Origin of the sequence: Muriicola marianensis (assembly GCF_014638095.1) — a bacterium.
GTDB classification, from domain to species: Bacteria; Bacteroidota; Bacteroidia; order Flavobacteriales; family Flavobacteriaceae; genus Muriicola; species Muriicola marianensis.
In genome coordinates, this window is record NZ_BMFH01000001.1 from 287,588 (window position 1) to 305,030 (window position 17,443).

Genomic DNA, 17,443 nt, shown 5'->3' on the forward strand with positions numbered 1-17,443 from the left:
TGAGGACCGGTAAGTCCATATTTAATTTTACCAATCGCAACCAAAGATTCCTTCTGATTTTAATTCTGATGATGTCGCTCTTCGGACATTCGCAAAATCAAAAAATCACGGATAGTCTTGTGGCGGTTTATGAATCCGGGGACTATGAGCCTGAGGAGTCGTTAAAATTGCTTCGTTCCATTGCTTATAACAACCCTGACCCTGAAGAGTCCCTGAAGTACGCAAATCTGATGCTTGAGAAGGCAACGGAATGGGATTCTACTCATGCTGAGTTCAGGGCGTATCTGCAAAGGGGTAATGCCTATGAAGCAAAAGGAGACCTGAGTCAAGCCCTGGATTCCTATCTGAATGCCGCTGACATCGTCAATGAACTCGGCGACAAGATAGAACTCGGTAAACTCTACATTGCCATAGCAGGAGCCTATTCGGGGATGGAGAACAGGACAAGTGTTATTACCTACTATACAGAGGCTATGAACCTGCTTAAGGATCTGGACAGGGAAAATTACGCCACAGCCATTGAAAATTTTGGTGATGAATACCTCAAGTGGGATAAACCTGATTCAGCACTTACGTTATTCTCAGAGTCAGGTCCTGTTTTTGAAGCCTTGGGCAATGAGGAAAACCTAGCGTTCAATATTGGAAATAAGGGCCTGGCCTACGCTTTAAAAGGAGAACACAAGAAAGGTGAGGACTATATTGGTCAGGCCATTGCGAAAATGGAAGAGATTGGCAACCACCGTCCCATTTGCACCTACCTCATCGCGATGTCTGATATCTACGCAAAGAAAAATGAATGGGATGATGCTTTCGAATACTCCTTGAGGGCTTTGCGCCTGGCGAGAGAACTAGGATTAAAGGCTGAGATAGGAAATGCTTATTTAAAATTATCGGAATTGTACGAGCGCACTGGATATTCAAGAGCTGCCCTGGATTATTTTCGTATGCATATCACCTATAGGGACAGTGTACAGAACATTACGGAAGCACAGAAAATGCACAACAACCAGATGGCCCGAACACAGGTTGCAATTGATCTTTTGGAGCAAAAAGAAAGGAACCAGCGCATCATTGTTATTTCTACGGGAATCGCCCTCTTCCTGATTATACTTTTGGCACTCAGTCTTTATCGCCGAAACAGATACATCAAAAAAACCAATGAGATTATCGAAAGGGAAAAGGAACGATCCGAAAATTTACTTCTGAATATACTCCCGGAAAAAACCGCAGATGAATTAAAAAAATACGGGGCCGTAAAGGCAGACAAGCTTGAGTCGGTCACCGTGCTTTTTACAGACTTCCTCTCCTTTACCAAACATTCGGAACAAACAGACCCTGAACTGCTGGTGAATACCATAGGCACCTATTTTACCGCCTTTGACGACATCGTGGAGAGTTACGGACTCGAAAAGATCAAGACAATAGGGGATTCCTATATGTGCGCCGGAGGGCTGCCTGAACCCCTGGAGGACCACGCCCTGAAAATGGTTCAGGCCGCTTTTGATATCATGGACTTTGTAGAGCAAAGGAGGGCGAACCGGAAGGAAGGCGAGCCCGAATTCGAGATGCGGGTGGGCATCAATACGGGTCCGGTAGTGGCCGGGGTGGTAGGTCACAACAAGTTCTCGTATGATATCTGGGGCGATACGGTGAATGTGGCAGCCCGGATGGAACGCCTCTCTGAAGCAGGAAAGATAAACATCAGTGAGAGCACCTACATGCTTGTCAGGAACCATTTTAAATGTGAATACAGGGGAGAATTCGAGGTAAAGAACAAGGGGATGATGAAGATGTATTTTGTCCTCGGGCCATTATCAGAGGAAAAGGAATCGAGGAGATCTGCCAGCATCCTGAGTTCGTGATAAATAGGGGATATCTTCCCATTTTCATCTTACCACGGAATGACAATAATTTGTATCTTAGAAAGAAATGACCTCAGTTTCGAATCCAGCTTCTTCTCAGGCCTCTAAAAGAATAGCTTTGGTCTTAGAGTCCAGTGATTATTTGCGGTTACTGGACGCCTATCAGCTCAACCTCTTTAACCAGAAGTTCCAAAACAGCCTTGCCAAGACCATTCAGCATGGGAACGGGTCCGTATTACGAGTTGATGATGCCTCCTGCCGCGCTGTTTTTCCCAGTGCTACCTCCGCGATCTTTGCCGCTCACAAGATTCATGATGATTTTAAGTACGTGACCCCGAAAATCATAAAGAGTAACCGAAGGCTTCATATGGCACTTGCTCCATTGCCTGCAGGCCACCCTTCCACTTCATCCTCTTCCGTTTTTTTTGAAGAGCTTACCCTCCTCTGTGAGTTTCTGAGATTTAATTTCGTGATTACCCGGGAAGTTCGCAAGGCCTACAGAAAGGAAAACAAACATGCCGAAATAGACGAAGAACTGATCTATGTGATCTCAGAAAAGGAAAAGGTCTTTTTTAAAGCCCTGATGGCCTATGTACAACAAAGCTGGGCAAAGAATTCTTTTAACGGAGAAGAAATGGCAAAAGCAACCGGGTACAGTCTTGCTCAATGCAACCGAAAGGTCAAGAAACTCACCGGGAAAACCCCTTATGCCTTTCTCAAAGAATACCGCCTTAGAAAAGCCCTGAAATCGCTTCACGATTCTCACAGCCAGATCGGGAAGCTCGCCAGAGAACACGGTTTCAAGAGCGGCACGCATTTCACCCGCAGTTTTCAGGAGGCTTTTGGAATCCTTCCCTCCAAATACGCCCAATTGTCAGGCTAGGATACTCTCGTGCCCGGAGTCTTTTACAAACAGGCAGGAACTGTTTGTCTTAAAGACCATTTCCTTTACGAAGTGGAAGCTCAGATTCTCTTCCATGCCGAAAATGTTCAGATCGGCAGACGGGGCATTTTCCGCAATTTCCTTGAATTTACCAATATGCACCTCTGTAAGTGTTTTTGGCAGTCTTGAAAGGTTGATCAGGGAGTCTAAAAATTGTTTCGCATTTTCCTCCTCGGCGGGATCGTCTATCACGGTTATCAATCTGATCCTGGCATTCCAGTTGGTCTTGAGCTTGTAGGCGATCAGGAGGGAAAGGTCGAGATTTCCGATGTCCCATCCTATGTTCCAGTTCTGTTGCCGGTCACTGATCCACACGTTGATGATGTTGCGTTCCCCTAAAAGGGCTGTGGGATGAGCTACATAGAGAAGTACGCCGATCTCCAGCCTGATGGATTCCCTGATGATAGGCCTTACTTCCTCTTCATAATCATCGTGTTCCTGAAGATTCAAAAAAACCACATTGGGCTTAAAGAATGCTCCCTGAAGCGCCTGGTTGGCGTAATTGATCCCTTTGGTGAATTCCTCCGTATGAATGACAGTCCAGGAGGAGAATACCTCCTTGGAACGGAAGGATTCGGACAGATGGTCCAGTTGATTGGCCAGGGTACTCTTTTCGGAAAATGGTTCAATACCCAGTAGCTTGATGGACCCGGTGGGTTTGGCGATATTCCGAAGGAACTCAAAGATCCCTTTTATCCCATTGATATCCCGCACAGGCACCATCAGGTTGGGTTTCCAGGCTCTCTGCTGCATCTTCTTCATCCCCCAGGTGTGTTTGGCGGCCCATTCGGCAAAGGAGACAAACAGCCCCGATCGCACATCCTCAAAAGGCGTTTCCAGGTTTTGCCTTGAAAGATACCAGTATACCGCAAAGACGATCATCACGGAAAGCAAGCTCACCGTAGGGTTGATGATGAACATGGCAAAGACCGAAGAGGTCAGTCCCACCCAGGGTACCCAGCGGTGTATCTTAAAGACAGGTCGGTAACTTATAAGACCGAGATTTTGTTCTATGATGACCACGATGTTGATCATGGCATAGGTGATCAGGAAGAACAGGGTAACCAGGGGAGCCACAGCATTGATATTCCGCAGTAACATGGTGGCAAAAATGAGGATCCCTGTAATGATCATTGCGTTTCGTGGCTGGCCATTGGCACTCTGACCGGCTATGAACCTGGAATAGGGGAGGACCTTGTGTTCTCCCATAGCAAACAGAATGCGAGAAGAACCCACGATCGAGGCCAGGGCGGAGGAAAATGTAGCGCCCAGGATCCCCGCGATGATCAGTGGCCCAAAGGCCGCTTTATCCACAATGATGTAATAATCATTGAGCAACTCGGCTTCACTGGCGCTCCTGGCCAGCCAGTAGGCAAGGACCATGTAGATAACGAAGCTCACTCCGATGGCCCAGAGCGTACCCACAGGGATACTTTTTTTGGGGTCTTTCAATTCCCCGGACATATTGGCACCCGCCATGATCCCGGTTGCTGCAGGAAAGAATACAGCGAACACGATCCAAAAACTGCTTCCGCTGAAGGCATTTTCAACAGAGCCTTTGTACGATCCAAATCTCAGTGCTTCCTCATTAGTAAAAAACATAGAACCCTCATAGGCCGCCCATATTATGGAAACAAAAGAGAGCACAATGACCCCCATGATGATGTACTGGGTCTTGATAGCCAGGTTGGCGCTCACATAGGCGATGCCGAAGAGCATGGCAAACACCAGGACGTCTACCAGGAAGGGGTTATGATCGGGGAAAATACCGAGCCAGCCTTCCCTGAAACCGAAAATATACATGGTTACAGCCAGTCCCTGGGAAACATAGCGGGGAATGCCCAGACTTCCGCCTACCTCGAGGCCCAGGGCCTGGGATACGATGGCATAGGCCCCTCCAGCGCCAATGCGGATATTGGTGGTGATGGCCGACATGGACAAAGCTGTACACAAGGTGATGCAAAAAGAGATCAGGATAATAAGCCATGCTCCGAGCAGTCCGGCATTACCTACAACCCAGCCCAATCTCAGGTACATGATCACCCCCAGGATGGTCAGCAGCGTAGGGGTAAAGACCCCGCCAAAGGTGCCAAATTTCTTTAAGTTGACTTTCTGGTTATCCATGGTATCCCATCGGGTTTGGTTGTTGGAGGAAATATATAAAATATCCCCCTAGTGCCCGAGCAGTAATGAGAAAATTATCACAAAATAGTGACTTGGATTACAGAATATTATGTGCAGAATACTGCGATTTCTCCCTACCTTTACATAGGGCTATCAGGCAGCGAAAAGGCTTGGAGTTACGCCTGTGATACAGCAGCAAAATGGCAACATTCAAATACGAAGTAGAGATTCTCTCGCTCAAAGAAGTGCACGAGATACCCGGGGCATGGGACGAGGAGAGTTTCAAGGGGTTGCTGCACCATCTGGAATACGATGGGGTGGAGGAGATCCCCCTGGAAGAACTCAGGGAAATGGCCTCTCTGGCACTTTCCGATTTTGAAAAGGAAGAAGCCGTTGAGAAAGTGCTGGAATTCAGGCTGGGTGAGCGTCTCAATAAAGGCCAGCGTAAGAATCTGGGAAATGAGATGCAGGAGGATCCGCTGTGGATAGAGTATTCAGACCTGAGCCTGCACGAGGAGTTGTTCCATGTGGGATGCATCCTTTACTGGACCTTTCCCAGAAACTTTCCCTCCCCGGAAATAGCAAAACTTACATTCAGGATCACAGCCAGAAAGCCTGAGGCTCAAAGTAACCTTATAGCTCCAGGGGCCTCCTTCCTCTGCCGGGTCCTTAACGGGGGTATGGATGAACACAATATCATGAACCGCCTGTTCGATGAGAACCTCGAGGGAGATTCTTTTCCTGAGGCAGATCATATCCTTTGGCAAATACAAAATGAGGGCTTTGACGAAGGTTCGAGATCTGCGACCGTGACCGTCTATACTTCCTGGAACTGGGTGGAGGATCTCAAAGGGGTAGATTCCTATGAAGTCAATGCCTGGGCAGACGGACAATTGGAGGGTTGATCCCTTTCCCGTAACTATAATTATTTGTAAATTATAAAGTCAGATACCACGATAAAATGAAAAAATACAGTACGCTAATCCTGATGGGATTGGTTTTGGCAGGGGGAATGTCCCTCCATGCTCAGAAGAAGCCTAAGATCAAAGGCAACAAAGAGGTCATACAGGTAAAACAGGATATCTCAGGGACGTTCAATTCCCTCGAAGTGGACGACGGTCTCGAAATAAACCTCAATCCGGGTGCCCGCAATGGATATATCCTTGAAACGGATTCCAACCTCGTTGATGTGATCCAGTTCTTTGTAGTGGATAGTGTTCTCAGAGTCTATACCACCCAGGAAATCACCAGCAGCAAGAAATTGGACATCTATCTGGGTGTCTCCAATATTGAGCACCTCATTCTAAAAAACGATGCAAAAGTGACGGCAAAAGACCCTTTCAGAGCAGAAAGATTTTACCTGGCCGGATATAATTCGAGTCGTTTCGAACTGAATGTACAGGCCAGTGATGTCACCATTACGCTCCACCGCAATGCCGGTGGGAAGATTGAGATCGAAGCCGAGAATACAACCATCATCATGAATGACCGAACGGATATGAAGGCCAAGACCAGCACGGAAAACCTCAGGGTGACGGTTAATAATACAGCTGATCTCAATATTGACGGACAGGCAGACTACGCCGCCTACAACCTGAAGAAATCCTCCAAACTCGATGGAAGGGATATGAAAGTGAGCTCTGTAGACCTGTATACCTCCAACAACGCGGATGTATATGTACATGCGACCAAAAATTTGGAAGTCGATGCCCAAGGGAACAGCAACGTCTATGTCTACGGCAACCCGGATGTAGAAGTGAAAGGTTTTACGGACAGGTCCAAGATCATCAAGAGGTAAGTCGAACTATTAAACTCCGAAACCTATGAGATTTAAAACGATCATGGCCATCCTTTTTGCCGCGGTGATCATCGTTTTTTCCCTTCAGAATGCAGAGGTCACCGATGTGGATTTTCTCTTCTGGAAAGTGTCCATGTCGCGGGTATTGATCATCCTTGGAAGTTTTGGGATAGGTGTTCTTGTGGGTATACTGGTGTCCCTAAAGAGAAAAATTACGTAATATGCTGTATAATAGATACATATACATATTTATTTCAATAGTAGGATTATTATCTTCCTGTGGTAGTACTTCGTCTCGGTCCACTGCAGGTCCCGACCTGGACACATTTGGGGAGCGCCTGAGCAACAAGTCGTATGAGATACAGGCTACCTGGGCATTTCCTCTGATGACCCAGGGCATCACCCAGGTTGCTAATTCCGGGTTGTTGATGCCCGGTAGTAATGCGAACCGGATCGACCTGATGGGCAATTCCAATTATTTCAGGGTGGTAGGGGATAGTGTCTTCATTAACCTGCCGTATTTTGGAGAGCGCCAGATAGGAGGGGGGTACGGCAATCCCGATGTCGGGATCAATTTTGAAGGTGTGCCACTGTCCTATGTCTTAACAAAGGAAGAAAAGGATAACAAATACACGGCTGAAATAAAGGTCAGGGACGAAATTGAGACCCTGGCCATCAACCTCTTCCTTTTTCCATCAGGCAAGGCAGACATTTACGTCAACAGCACACATCGATCTTCAATCAGATATACAGGTGAATTACAAGAGGCACAAAAAGAGTTACCTTAGGTAGTAATTCACATCCAAATTACTGATTGTGTTGTGTTATTTATCTTTCGGCCTCCCCGCAATATCCCCGGGAAAAAATAGTACTATTGTAAGCGGTTGAGGCATCATCTATGGAAAACAAAAAACAACTGCCACTGATCATAGGGGCCTTCTTCGCCATTTATGTGATCTGGGGTTCTACCTACCTCTTGAACAAGATCGCCGTGGCTGAGCTACCTCCCTTCCTGCTGGCCGGCATCCGGTTCCTCACAGCGGGTACCCTAATTTTTCTCATCGCAGCCCTGATGGGAAAATCTTTAAGAATCACCCGGAAACAACTGGGCAACACAATCCTGGCAGGCTTTCTCTTTCTCAGTTTTGGGAATGGGGTAGTGGTTTGGGCCCTGAAATACGTAGACAGTAATTTCGCGGCCCTGGAAATTTCCGCCCAGCCTTTGATCGTCCTTTTGATGATGTGGCTACTGCAGGGGAAAAGGATACAACCCATGTCGATGGTAGGGGTGATCCTCGGAGTGATTGGGATCTACCTGCTCATCAACCAGGATATCGTCATTGAACAGGAAAATGCCTGGCTCGGAATTCTATTGATCTTTTTAGCCATGATCGCCTGGGCCTACGGCAGCCTTTTTGTTCAGGGGGCTGAGTTTCCTTCGAATTATTTTGTAAATACGGGATACCAGATGTTTACCGGCGGTATCATGCTGGGGGTTATCAGCCTCGCATTTGGGGAAACATGGTCGAATCCACTTTCGTGGCAACCCATCACACACTGGTCTATGTTGCTGCTGGTCCTCTTTGGCAGTATTGTGGCCTTTACTTCCTTCAATTTCCTGCTCAAGCATGTATCTCCGGAAAAGGTATCCACCAATACCTACGTAAATCCTATCGTAGCCATGATCTTGGGGGCCTATTTCCTCAATGAGCCTATCACCACGCAATCCATTATCGCGGCCTGTATTTTGCTTACAGGGGTCTATTTTATCAATACCACCAAAAAAGGTCTGCTGCTTTCCCGTTTCCGGAAATAGGGTAGGGCACCGCATGCCTAATATACTGAGCGGCAATATTTAAGGCCTGACCTCGTTCTACTCTTATTGTAACCCCAACATATACAAGACCATGAGAATAAACCGATTACTGTTCGGCCTGCTGACGATACTTTTAGCTGCCGGGGCCTATGCCCAGGGTAATTACCACAAAGGCGTACTCCATTTGAAAAAAGGGAAGGCCCAGGAGGTCTATATCGAAATAGATTTTGAGTTTCCTCAGCGTTTCCAGCAGGGCATCACCTATCTGGAACCCAAGGACTACGACAAGTACGTCAGTACGGGCAAGCTCAAGAGCAAGATGAAGCAAAAGATGGAACCCAAACATTTTACCGGCTTTAGCCTGGAAGATGGAAGGGAATGGCATACGATCTTCTACACAGACCTGACAGGCAGAGCCATCAAAATGATCCCAAAACGCATGACCCTGGAGCTGGTGGCAGACGGTCCTATCAAGGTGTACAAGATGTACAGTCGGACCACCGGAAAGATCAATCAGGAGCTGGCTGATGTATTCTTTGAGGACAGGGCCAACCTGGTGAACTATATTCAGGATAATTTTCAGTTGCTGGTGCTAAAGGACAAAAAGAACCCGACTAACATCGTGCAGATCAACCTGCTGAATTATATAGGTGACAACGCCAGGGTGAAAGAGAATTACGACAACAACCATTACGGCCTCAGGAACCAGTTTTCGTCCGGGTTCAAAATGGGGAAGTATGTGAACAAGGAATTTGAAGCTGCTTTCCTGAGGATGATCAATGATTATAACCAGAATGGGGAGGTCGATTCCGAGGCCCGTTCCAGATAACACAAGATCAACTAGACTTCAGAGATCCTGTTCCTTTGGGCAGGATTTTTTTATGTGGGATTAAGGGTATTTTAAGAAAATGCCGGGCTGATGTTCGTGATTCTTTGCTAAGTTTGGAGGTCCAAAACAAAAAGCGATAAATCCCATGAAGATCCGGTTGTATTCAGTTCCCGTTTTCATTTTGTCTTTCGTACTTGTTCTCATGATCTCCTGTAAGGAAGAGAAGTCGAATGAGGAAGCCACCGGGGCGATCACTCAATACGAGGAAGCCCCATCCAAATTGCCAATAGACCGACTCAAATTGCCGCCTGGTTTTAAGATAGAAGTGTATGCAGACAGCATAGACGGGGCCCGCTCCATGGCGATGGGAGAGGAGGGTACCCTCTTTGTAGGGACGCGGAACGACAAAACCGTTTACGCCATACAGGATCTCGACAAGGATTACAAAGCAGATCATGTGACCATTCTGGATTCATCGCTTTCCGTGCCTAACGGGATCGCCTTCAGAAAGGGGTCACTGTATGTAGCAGAGGTAAACCGTCTCCTTCGGTATGACAGTATAGAATCCCGCCTGGACAATCCGCCGACTCCGGTAGTGGTTTACGACGACTATCCCAAGGCCTTTCACCATGGCTGGAAATACATTGCTTTTGGACCCGATGACAAGTTGTACGTACCTGTAGGGGCGCCTTGTAATATCTGCGATTCCACCTCTGTGGATGCGCGCTATGCCACCATCACCCGTATGGATCCCGATGGCAGCAACAGGGAGATCTACGCCCAGGGAGTGCGGAACACCGTTGGGTTTACCTGGCATCCCGAAACTGGGGAGATGTGGTTTACGGACAACGGCAGGGATATGATGGGGGATGACATCCCTCCCTGTGAATTAAACCGTATCACGGAACCGGGGCAGCACTTTGGATATCCGTTTTGTCACGGGGGAACCATCCCCGACCCGGAATTTGGGGAAATGAGGCCTTGTTCCGATTTTGTTGCTCCCGCACAGAACCTGGGGGCCCACGTAGCGCCACTGGCTGTGAAATTCAGCCCGGGGACCATGTTTCCGGTAGACTACAACAATACGGCCCTTATAGCAGAACACGGCTCCTGGAACCGTTCCAAAAAATCCGGATACCGTATTACGATGGTAAAACTGGATGAAAACCAGCAGGCGGTGAGCTATGAAACGTTCATTGATGGTTGGCTGGACGATGCTACCCAGGAACAGTTCGGCAGGCCGGTGGACCTCCTGTTTCTGAAGGATGGATCCCTGCTGATCTCCGATGACTACGGGGACGCGATCTACCGGGTGACCTATGACGGGATGGGGGTATTGATCGAATAAAACGGTTTTTATATTCCCTGAATAGGATACTGATTTTTGTCATAGTTCGCTCAGACAACATGACCTATTTTTAAGGCAGTTTAGTAGTATCTGCTTTAAATCTGGATCCATGACTGTATCAAAATTTTCCTCTTTTTTCTCTCTTTTATTTTTAATATCTGCATTTTTCGGTAGCGCTCAGGATCCGGTGATAATGAAGTCGGACGCAGCGGATAAAGAAGAAGTCGTGACCGAAATATTCTGGGAGATCAAGGCCTATAAGATCTTTGAAACCCTCCTGGATGTAAAGGCGATCGACAAAAACGGGAAGATGCACGAGATAAGGGCCATCCAAAACTCAGAGGACGTCAGTATCCTCGATGTAAAGGCATTTATTGAAGGGGAGCGTTTACCAGTAAAACTCATTATTAAAAACAACGAACGCTATTACCCGCTCAAAGCCATTGATTCTGAAGGGAATCTGATCGATATCAAAGCGATCACGGCTGAGGGCAAAATCCTTCCCGTAAAAGGCGTGAGCAAGACCGGGAACGTGGTGCACTTAAGAGCTATCGCCGAGGATATGACATTCTATGACATTATCGCTATGTCACCCGACACCGAATTCAACCATGTCAAAGGGATCAAGATGACAGACAATCCCGTAGAAGCCATCGTAAACGGTGTATCCATCTTTGCACATGTAAAATCTATCAAGTAATACGAGAGGGGTAAGTATTGCTGCTTTGGATATTTTCTATTTTACATAATATAAATTATAATACAATAACAATAAACGTAAAACGGCGTATACAACCTATTTTATATAATTTCAGAATTGACCTTTGCGTCAGCTCAACATCTCTCATCTACCCTCGAGGTGATAAGCTGAGGAAAAAATGTGGTATATTTAAAGGAACAACTGTAGAACACTAATTTTCAATACCATGAAACGAACATTAAACACCTTAAAATCGCTTACGCTGCTAATTGCCATGTTTGCCTTCCTGGGCACGGGAATTCTGACCTCCTGCAGGGATACCAAGAAAAAGGAAGAGACGGAAAAAACAGAGGCGGAAGCCAGCGAACACCCTGAAGGAGAGGAACACCCCGCTGCAGAAGGTGAAGAACATCCTGAGGGAGAAGAGCATCCTTCCGGGGAAGAACACCCATCTGGTGAGGAGCATCCTACCAAAAAGGATTCAACAAAGAGTTAAGCATCCTAATTAACTGTCAGGACCTCCGATTCTTTGAAACGAGAAAAAAGTTTTGGGGAAGGCGGGCGTATTTCCTATTTCCATGACGGGATAGGCCAAAAAATTGATAGGTCCGCCTACAGGGCCCGGTTCCAGCATGAGATCCCTCCCCTGCGTGAATTCTATGCGGTTGGCGGGATGTCGGCCAAAATAATAGGTGGCCAATGCCGTGTATTTATTGGCCTCACTGATATCTACGGGCCACCATTTCCCTTCTGCATAGAACTCGGCCCAGCAGTGGTAGCCGTCTATGCCCCCTTCATCCCGGTCTGATGGAATTCCGGCCCCTACCGCGAAGCGCGCCGGGATATTTGCCGATCTCGCCAGGGAAATAAAGAGCGAATGAAACTCGGTACAGTTGCCGGTGAGCGCATCACAGGCGTAATTTGCGTCCCCGGTGCCGTAGGTCCCTGCCTTGATGTATTTCATATTGTCGATGATGTAATCATACAATGCCCGCGCTTTCATGATATCTCCCTCCGCCCCCCGGGCCCCGATAATAGAATCAGCCAGCACCTGGAAGCGGTCGCCCACGGGCATCAGCAGACTGGGATTCAGGTAATCCGCCACAAAAGAATCATCTTCATAAGGGTTCTTTTCCTGCCGTACCACGTCGTATTCCAACACGATCTTTTTCCCGCTTTCTTTCGGGGAAAGCTCCATGGAAACCACCTTGTTTCCGTATGTTGATTCCTTCACGTATTGGTGCGCTACCGGAGTGTTAATCGATACATTATCAATGGTTTGCCATTCATCAGACTGTGGTACCGGGATCCAGATCCTACCTGCTTTATCCATCTCAGGCAGGGTCACCTCATAGCGAAACCGGAAACGGTCCTCCCCTTCTATGATCCCCAGCAACTCGTTCGTGGCCTCCTCTACGGGCAGGCGATACCAAGTCTTGTCCTTCCGTTGCTTCCAGGTGTAAAAGGGCTTCCCGTTCAACTTATGGAGGGTAGTCTCGGTGACCGTCATGCTACCGGGGTCCCCTTCGAGGAAAAAATCGACGTCATATACGTCTCCACTTACATCGGCCAGGTCTACACAGGCAAAATGCCTTTGGGGTCCTAAATTGGAGAGGTATTCCGTATGTACTCGTACCAATTGGAGGCGAAGCTCTTCTTCTTCGGTCTGCAAGTAGAAATAGCCTCCCCCCTCTTCCACTTTTTCAGCGATATTGGCCTTGATACCTTCCTCGATATCAGCGGTGACCACCAGGGGGACGTCCATCGAGGCGAGGGTTTTCTGTTCTTCTTTCTGAGTTTGTTTGCAGCCAAAGGAGAATGCAAGGGCAAGGAGTAGCAAGTACTTAATACTTTTCATGGGTTTGAAGGATTTTCGGAGGTATGAAAATACGACAATTCCCCTGTTCACCCAAGACAGGCTGTACTCATCCAAATAGGAGTTATTTAATTAATTTTTCTCCTTCTCTTCCCGGGACATTTGATCCAACATGGCACGGGCATTTTCCCCGGTGGGTCCGTCTGGGTCCAGTGAAATGGCCTTGTTGTAGAATTCCCGGGCTTTTTCAATATTGCCTGACTTCCAGAATGATTCGGCCAGGCTGTCCCAGGTATTGGCAGATTCAGGGAACAAGGACGTATTCAATTGAAAGACGTAGATGGCCTCCTGCAAGGATTCCTGGTTTAACAGATTATAGCCGGTCTTGTTGAATTCCCCTTCAAAATCAAAGAAGGCGTAAGCCGGATCCTTAAGCATGCGCTTTGCTTCAGGTAATATTTTATCCATCTGGCCGCTGGTGAATAATTCAGTAAAGTAACGCATGGGGTCTGCAATAAAATTCTCACCTGTGAAGGACAGAGCGGCTTCCAGGGCAGGGTCCTCGTTGGTTCGGTACTGCTCAAAGGTGAGTCCGGTGGCGATCTGGGGATACAGGGCCGGTTTGTTCTCCCACTGGGGTTTGTCCTGCCACCAGGCAAAGGACAAATAGGCGTTGATCTTTGTGTTGGGGAGGGTGACCGGGCGATTATCTCCGTAAAAGTTAATGTTTTCGGATGTAGGCTCCCCTATGAAGATCGCGTTCGTATAATTGTGCAGTTCATTGACCAGGTTCTGACAGGCAGAAAAAGTGCGCCTTCCAAGGATCACAAAGAATTTCCCCGGCTGGTTTATCTTTTGACTGGCGATCACACCTGTGACCACTGGCTTGTTCTTGTAATTGTTCCCTCCCCCGTTGAGACGGACATCCAGGATCAGTTTTTCCACCTCATTTTCATCGATGAAATCGAAAACCTCTTTGTAAAATTCAGGGATAGGCTGGATGGAATCGTCCTGTATCTGACTCTGGCGCACATAAATCGTTTTGTGCTCCGGCAGGTATTCATAATAACAAATTCTGTCAAGGTTTTTAAGGTAGAGAGGTGTTTCACTAAGATCCCGGGATTCCAGCCAGTCCTCACCAGGCACTACCATCCCGTACTGCCGGGGAAAACGCTCTAAGGGCACAGCCTTTACCTTTTGCTTCAAGGTTTTTCCATCTTTTTCGAGGGTAAGGGTGATGGTAGAGGAAAGCTTGCGAATCACCCCCTGGGCGTGCAGGAATTCCGGGAAGGTAAGATAATGTATGCCATAGGCTTTGACAAATTGATCATTCTCTGCCGGTACCACGGGTCGCATCTTTTTCAGGACCTCTTCCACGGGCATACCTTCCACAGCCAGGAGCCGGGTCCCCAGGGCCGGGGCATAGTCCTTATGCACCCCCTGGAGGTAAATACCGTCATCGTATTGATACAGGACGATGGGCAGCTGATGTATAGGGATCACATTTTCCCAGTAACCTAAAACGGTATGCCCGTATTCAAAAGAAGCCACCAGTCTGGCCAGGCCCACCAGTACTTCGTGGTCCTCCATGTTTGGAATGGCTTCGTATAGTTCAGCTACCTTCTGGTCAAAATCGGCTGCGGTTGTCTTTTTGAACAGGAATGGAAAGTCTTCATGCACAGTTTTCTGCAGGAACAACAGGTCTTCCCGGTATTGTTCGGTTGTAATGTCCATTTGAGCAGACGAATCGACCAATGTGAGTAAAACGACTGCACAGGTAATGAGCTTCTTGAGAGGAAGGGCAGGGATTTTCATCAGGATGTTTTTATGGTTGTCTTACCTAATAAGATACAGGTTCCCTTCTTTTGTTACACAATGGAGGCTTTATTCCGCTGTACTTTTGGAGATCCTGATCTTTATCGACTTGCTGATGGGGGTCCGGCTTTTTTCAGCAAAATGGTTGTGCGGTACCAGGGGGTTGGTCTCCGGGAAGTAGGCCGCCAGGTTACCAGCAGGGATGTCGTAGGGCACCACTTTGAATTTGTAGGCTGTTCTTTTTACGCCGTCATAGGAACTGGTCAGGTCGACCACAGCCTCCTTTTTTAAACCCATCTTCTCCATATCCGCGGGATGCATGAACAGTACCCGCCTCTCCTTGTATATACCCCGGTAACGGTCGTCCAGGCCATATACTGTGGTATTGAACTGGTCATGGGAACGGATGGTCATCAGCATGAATTCATCCTCTTCCAAATGGTGATCAGGCAAGGGGTTGACCGTAAGCTTAGCGCGACCGTTCGGCAACTTGCTGAAATCCCGCTCCCTAACATTGTTGGGAAGGTAATACCCCACCCCTTTGGCACTTTCTGAGGTTTTTTCAAAACCTTTGGCCACCTGATCTATCTTCTCCCTTACCAGATTGTAATCCTCCCCCATAGCCTTCCAGTCCACCGAATGCTCCCCTTTGAAATAGGCATTCGCGATCCCGGCCACGATCTCGATCTCGCTTTTCAGGGAGTCCGAGGCCGGTTTAAGGACCCCTTTTGAGGCCCTGACCCTCCCCATGCTATTTTCCGTGGTCACTTCCCTTTCCACACCGTCTCTGATATCTTTTTCCGACCGACCCAGGGTGGGCAGGATAAGGGCTGTTTTTCCTGTGATCAGGTGGGATCGGTTGAGTTTGGTGCTCACCTGTACGGTGAGATTGCAATTTTTTATAGCCTTAGCCGTGTAATCCGTGTCTGAAGCAGCCATAAGGAAATTTCCGCCCAGGCACATAAATACCTTTGCCCTGCCCTGGTGCATGGCCTCCATGGCCCCTACTACATCCACCCCTGGATGGTCTGGTGGTGTAAAGCCTAAGTGTTTTTCGATCCGCTCGTTCAACCCCTTGTTCACATAATGCATGATCCCCACACTGCGGTCGCCCTGCACATTGCTATGTCCCCGAACGGGGCAGGTTCCGCTGTTGGGTTTCCCTATGGCCCCTTTCAACAACAGCAGGTTTACGTATTCTTTGATCGTGGCTACGGAATTCTTGTGTTGGGTCAGACCCATGGCCCAGCAGACGATGATCTTTTCTGCCCGGGCGAGAAAGCTGACCACTTCATCGAGTTCTGCCTCCCCTACTCCGCTCATCCCTATCAATTCTGACAGATCATACTGTTCAAGATTAGTCATAAGCGTTTCATATCCCTCAGTATATTGCTGGATGAAATCGTGATCGAAAACTCCTTTGTTCTCTTTGTCGAGGGCCGCGAGTTTCTTCAGGATAGCCTTTACCAGGGGGATGTCCTGGTTGATCCTTACCGGTAAATGCACATCGGCCAGCTGGGTACCTCCGCCCAGAATTCCTTTTGCGGTCTGTGGATTGCGGAAATTGACAAGGCCGCTCTCCAGCAACGGATTGATACTTACAATCTTCCCTCCGTTCTGCTTGCATTTTTCAAGAGCACTTAACATCCTGGGGTGGTTGGTACCCGGATTCTGGCCGGCGATCAGGATCACCTCGGCTTCATAGAGGTCTTCCAGTTTTACAGACCCTTTCCCAATCCCAAGGGTCTCGGACAGGGCCACGCCACTCGATTCATGACACATATTTGAACAATCCGGGAGGTTATTTGTCCCCAGGGCCCTGGCAAACATCCCGTAGAGGAATGCCGCTTCGTTACTGGATCTCCCTGAGGTATAGAATATAGCTTCATCCGGATGGTCTAAGCGATGTAAGTGGTCTGCGATCATCTGGTATGCCTCCTCCCATCCAATGGGCTCATAATGCACACTGTCTTCCCGAAGCACCATGGGTTCTGTGAGCCTGCCGAATGCATTGATCTGGTAATCAGAAAAGCGAGATAATTCTTCTACAGAATACTTCCGGAAAAAGTCGGCCCCAATATGGGAGGTGGTAGCTTCATCTGCCAGGGCCTTGGCCCCGTTTTCGCAGTATTCGGCTATGGGAGATGGACTTTCCGGATCGGGCCAGGCACAGCTAGGGCAATCGAATCCGTCTTTTTGATTCATCTTAAATAGCGCAGGAAAGGAACGTATTACACCCATTTCTTTAAAGCTGTGCTTTAAAGCCTGGTACACCCCCTGAGTTCCGGCTGCAATACGCATAGGCTCCCTGATCTGCAGATCTGAGAAATCATCGGGTCCGCGATGGGATACCTTTCGTTCAGTGGATGGTTTTTGGTCTGACATATTCTTG

The 17,443-nt window shown here is 48.0% G+C and carries 15 protein-coding genes; 11 read left to right on the forward strand and 4 right to left on the reverse strand.

Going from position 1 to position 17,443, the window contains the following annotated elements; all coding sequences use genetic code 11:
• Positions 1 to 68 precede the first annotated feature (68 nt).
• A complete protein-coding gene (locus IEV19_RS01420; protein ID WP_188368924.1) occupies positions 69 to 1,862 on the forward strand; it encodes an adenylate/guanylate cyclase domain-containing protein in 1,794 nt (597 codons plus the stop codon).
• Positions 1,863 to 1,980: 118 nt separating this feature from the next.
• Entirely contained in the window at positions 1,981 to 2,745 is a 765-nt protein-coding gene (locus IEV19_RS01425) for a helix-turn-helix transcriptional regulator (protein ID WP_188368925.1), read from the forward strand.
• Here the strand turns inward: IEV19_RS01425 and IEV19_RS01430 are convergent.
• The gene (locus IEV19_RS01430) at positions 2,737 to 4,929 is read right to left on the reverse strand and encodes an amino acid permease (protein ID WP_188368926.1); all 2,193 of its coding nucleotides are present in this window, start codon (positions 4,927 to 4,929) and stop codon (positions 2,737 to 2,739) included. The genes IEV19_RS01425 and IEV19_RS01430 overlap by 9 nt on opposite strands.
• Before the next feature lie 200 nt (positions 4,930 to 5,129).
• Here IEV19_RS01430 and IEV19_RS01435 point away from each other — a divergent pair, with 200 nt between their 5' ends.
• From IEV19_RS01435 to IEV19_RS01475, 9 genes are all read left to right on the forward strand, one after another.
• Positions 5,130 to 5,834, forward strand: coding sequence for a hypothetical protein (locus IEV19_RS01435; RefSeq protein ID WP_188368927.1), 705 nt, complete (start codon positions 5,130 to 5,132; stop codon positions 5,832 to 5,834).
• Positions 5,835 to 5,890: 56 nt separating this feature from the next.
• On the forward strand, positions 5,891 to 6,727 hold the full coding sequence (locus IEV19_RS01440) for a GIN domain-containing protein (protein ID WP_188368928.1): 837 nt from the start codon (positions 5,891 to 5,893) through the stop codon (positions 6,725 to 6,727).
• Positions 6,728 to 6,752: 25 nt separating this feature from the next.
• Positions 6,753 to 6,947, forward strand: a complete 195-nt coding sequence (locus tag IEV19_RS01445; protein WP_188368929.1) for a lipopolysaccharide assembly protein LapA domain-containing protein — start codon at positions 6,753 to 6,755, stop codon at positions 6,945 to 6,947.
• Between the two features lies 1 nt (position 6,948).
• Positions 6,949 to 7,515, forward strand: a complete 567-nt coding sequence (locus IEV19_RS01450; protein ID WP_188368930.1) for a DUF4251 domain-containing protein — start codon at positions 6,949 to 6,951, stop codon at positions 7,513 to 7,515.
• A 110-nt stretch (positions 7,516 to 7,625) separates the two neighbouring features.
• Positions 7,626 to 8,543: an EamA family transporter gene (locus IEV19_RS01455; RefSeq protein WP_188368931.1), complete on the forward strand. Its 918-nt coding sequence runs from the start codon at positions 7,626 to 7,628 to the stop codon at positions 8,541 to 8,543.
• A gap of 91 nt (positions 8,544 to 8,634) precedes the next feature.
• Entirely contained in the window at positions 8,635 to 9,372 is a 738-nt protein-coding gene (locus IEV19_RS01460) for a hypothetical protein (RefSeq protein ID WP_188368932.1), read from the forward strand.
• 145 nt (positions 9,373 to 9,517) lie between these two features.
• Positions 9,518 to 10,720: a PQQ-dependent sugar dehydrogenase gene (locus tag IEV19_RS01465; protein WP_229732447.1), complete on the forward strand. Its 1,203-nt coding sequence runs from the start codon at positions 9,518 to 9,520 to the stop codon at positions 10,718 to 10,720.
• Between the two features lie 193 nt (positions 10,721 to 10,913).
• Positions 10,914 to 11,420: a DUF7486 family protein gene (locus IEV19_RS01470; RefSeq protein WP_188368933.1), complete on the forward strand. Its 507-nt coding sequence runs from the start codon at positions 10,914 to 10,916 to the stop codon at positions 11,418 to 11,420.
• Between the two features lie 226 nt (positions 11,421 to 11,646).
• Complete coding sequence (locus tag IEV19_RS01475) at positions 11,647 to 11,916, forward strand: hypothetical protein (RefSeq protein ID WP_188368934.1); 270 nt, start codon at positions 11,647 to 11,649, stop codon at positions 11,914 to 11,916.
• Positions 11,917 to 11,925: 9 nt separating this feature from the next.
• Here the strand turns inward: IEV19_RS01475 and IEV19_RS01480 are convergent, their stop codons facing one another.
• From IEV19_RS01480 to IEV19_RS01490, 3 genes are all read right to left on the reverse strand, one after another.
• A complete protein-coding gene (locus IEV19_RS01480; RefSeq protein WP_188368935.1) occupies positions 11,926 to 13,278 on the reverse strand; it encodes a transglutaminase-like domain-containing protein in 1,353 nt (450 codons plus the stop codon).
• 90 nt (positions 13,279 to 13,368) lie between these two features.
• A complete protein-coding gene (locus IEV19_RS01485) occupies positions 13,369 to 15,051 on the reverse strand; it encodes a tetratricopeptide repeat protein (protein ID WP_188368936.1) in 1,683 nt (560 codons plus the stop codon).
• 69 nt (positions 15,052 to 15,120) lie between these two features.
• Entirely contained in the window at positions 15,121 to 17,436 is a 2,316-nt protein-coding gene (locus tag IEV19_RS01490; protein WP_188368937.1) for an FdhF/YdeP family oxidoreductase, read from the reverse strand.
• Between the last annotated feature and the right edge of the window lie 7 nt (positions 17,437 to 17,443).

Coding starts and splice junctions, on each gene's coding strand:
- IEV19_RS01420 (WP_188368924.1), top strand. CDS start 69: ATGATGTCGCTCTTCGGACATTCGCAAAATCAAAAAATCACGGATAGT.
- IEV19_RS01430 (WP_188368926.1), bottom strand. CDS start 4,929: ATGGATAACCAGAAAGTCAACTTAAAGAAATTTGGCACCTTTGGCGGG.
- IEV19_RS01435 (WP_188368927.1), top strand. CDS start 5,130: ATGGCAACATTCAAATACGAAGTAGAGATTCTCTCGCTCAAAGAAGTG.
- IEV19_RS01440 (WP_188368928.1), top strand. CDS start 5,891: ATGAAAAAATACAGTACGCTAATCCTGATGGGATTGGTTTTGGCAGGG.
- IEV19_RS01445 (WP_188368929.1), top strand. CDS start 6,753: ATGAGATTTAAAACGATCATGGCCATCCTTTTTGCCGCGGTGATCATC.
- IEV19_RS01450 (WP_188368930.1), top strand. CDS start 6,949: ATGCTGTATAATAGATACATATACATATTTATTTCAATAGTAGGATTA.
- IEV19_RS01455 (WP_188368931.1), top strand. CDS start 7,626: ATGGAAAACAAAAAACAACTGCCACTGATCATAGGGGCCTTCTTCGCC.
- IEV19_RS01460 (WP_188368932.1), top strand. CDS start 8,635: ATGAGAATAAACCGATTACTGTTCGGCCTGCTGACGATACTTTTAGCT.
- IEV19_RS01465 (WP_229732447.1), top strand. CDS start 9,518: ATGAAGATCCGGTTGTATTCAGTTCCCGTTTTCATTTTGTCTTTCGTA.
- IEV19_RS01470 (WP_188368933.1), top strand. CDS start 10,914: ATGAAGTCGGACGCAGCGGATAAAGAAGAAGTCGTGACCGAAATATTC.
- IEV19_RS01475 (WP_188368934.1), top strand. CDS start 11,647: ATGAAACGAACATTAAACACCTTAAAATCGCTTACGCTGCTAATTGCC.
- IEV19_RS01480 (WP_188368935.1), bottom strand. CDS start 13,278: ATGAAAAGTATTAAGTACTTGCTACTCCTTGCCCTTGCATTCTCCTTT.
- IEV19_RS01485 (WP_188368936.1), bottom strand. CDS start 15,051: ATGAAAATCCCTGCCCTTCCTCTCAAGAAGCTCATTACCTGTGCAGTC.
- IEV19_RS01490 (WP_188368937.1), bottom strand. CDS start 17,436: ATGTCAGACCAAAAACCATCCACTGAACGAAAGGTATCCCATCGCGGA.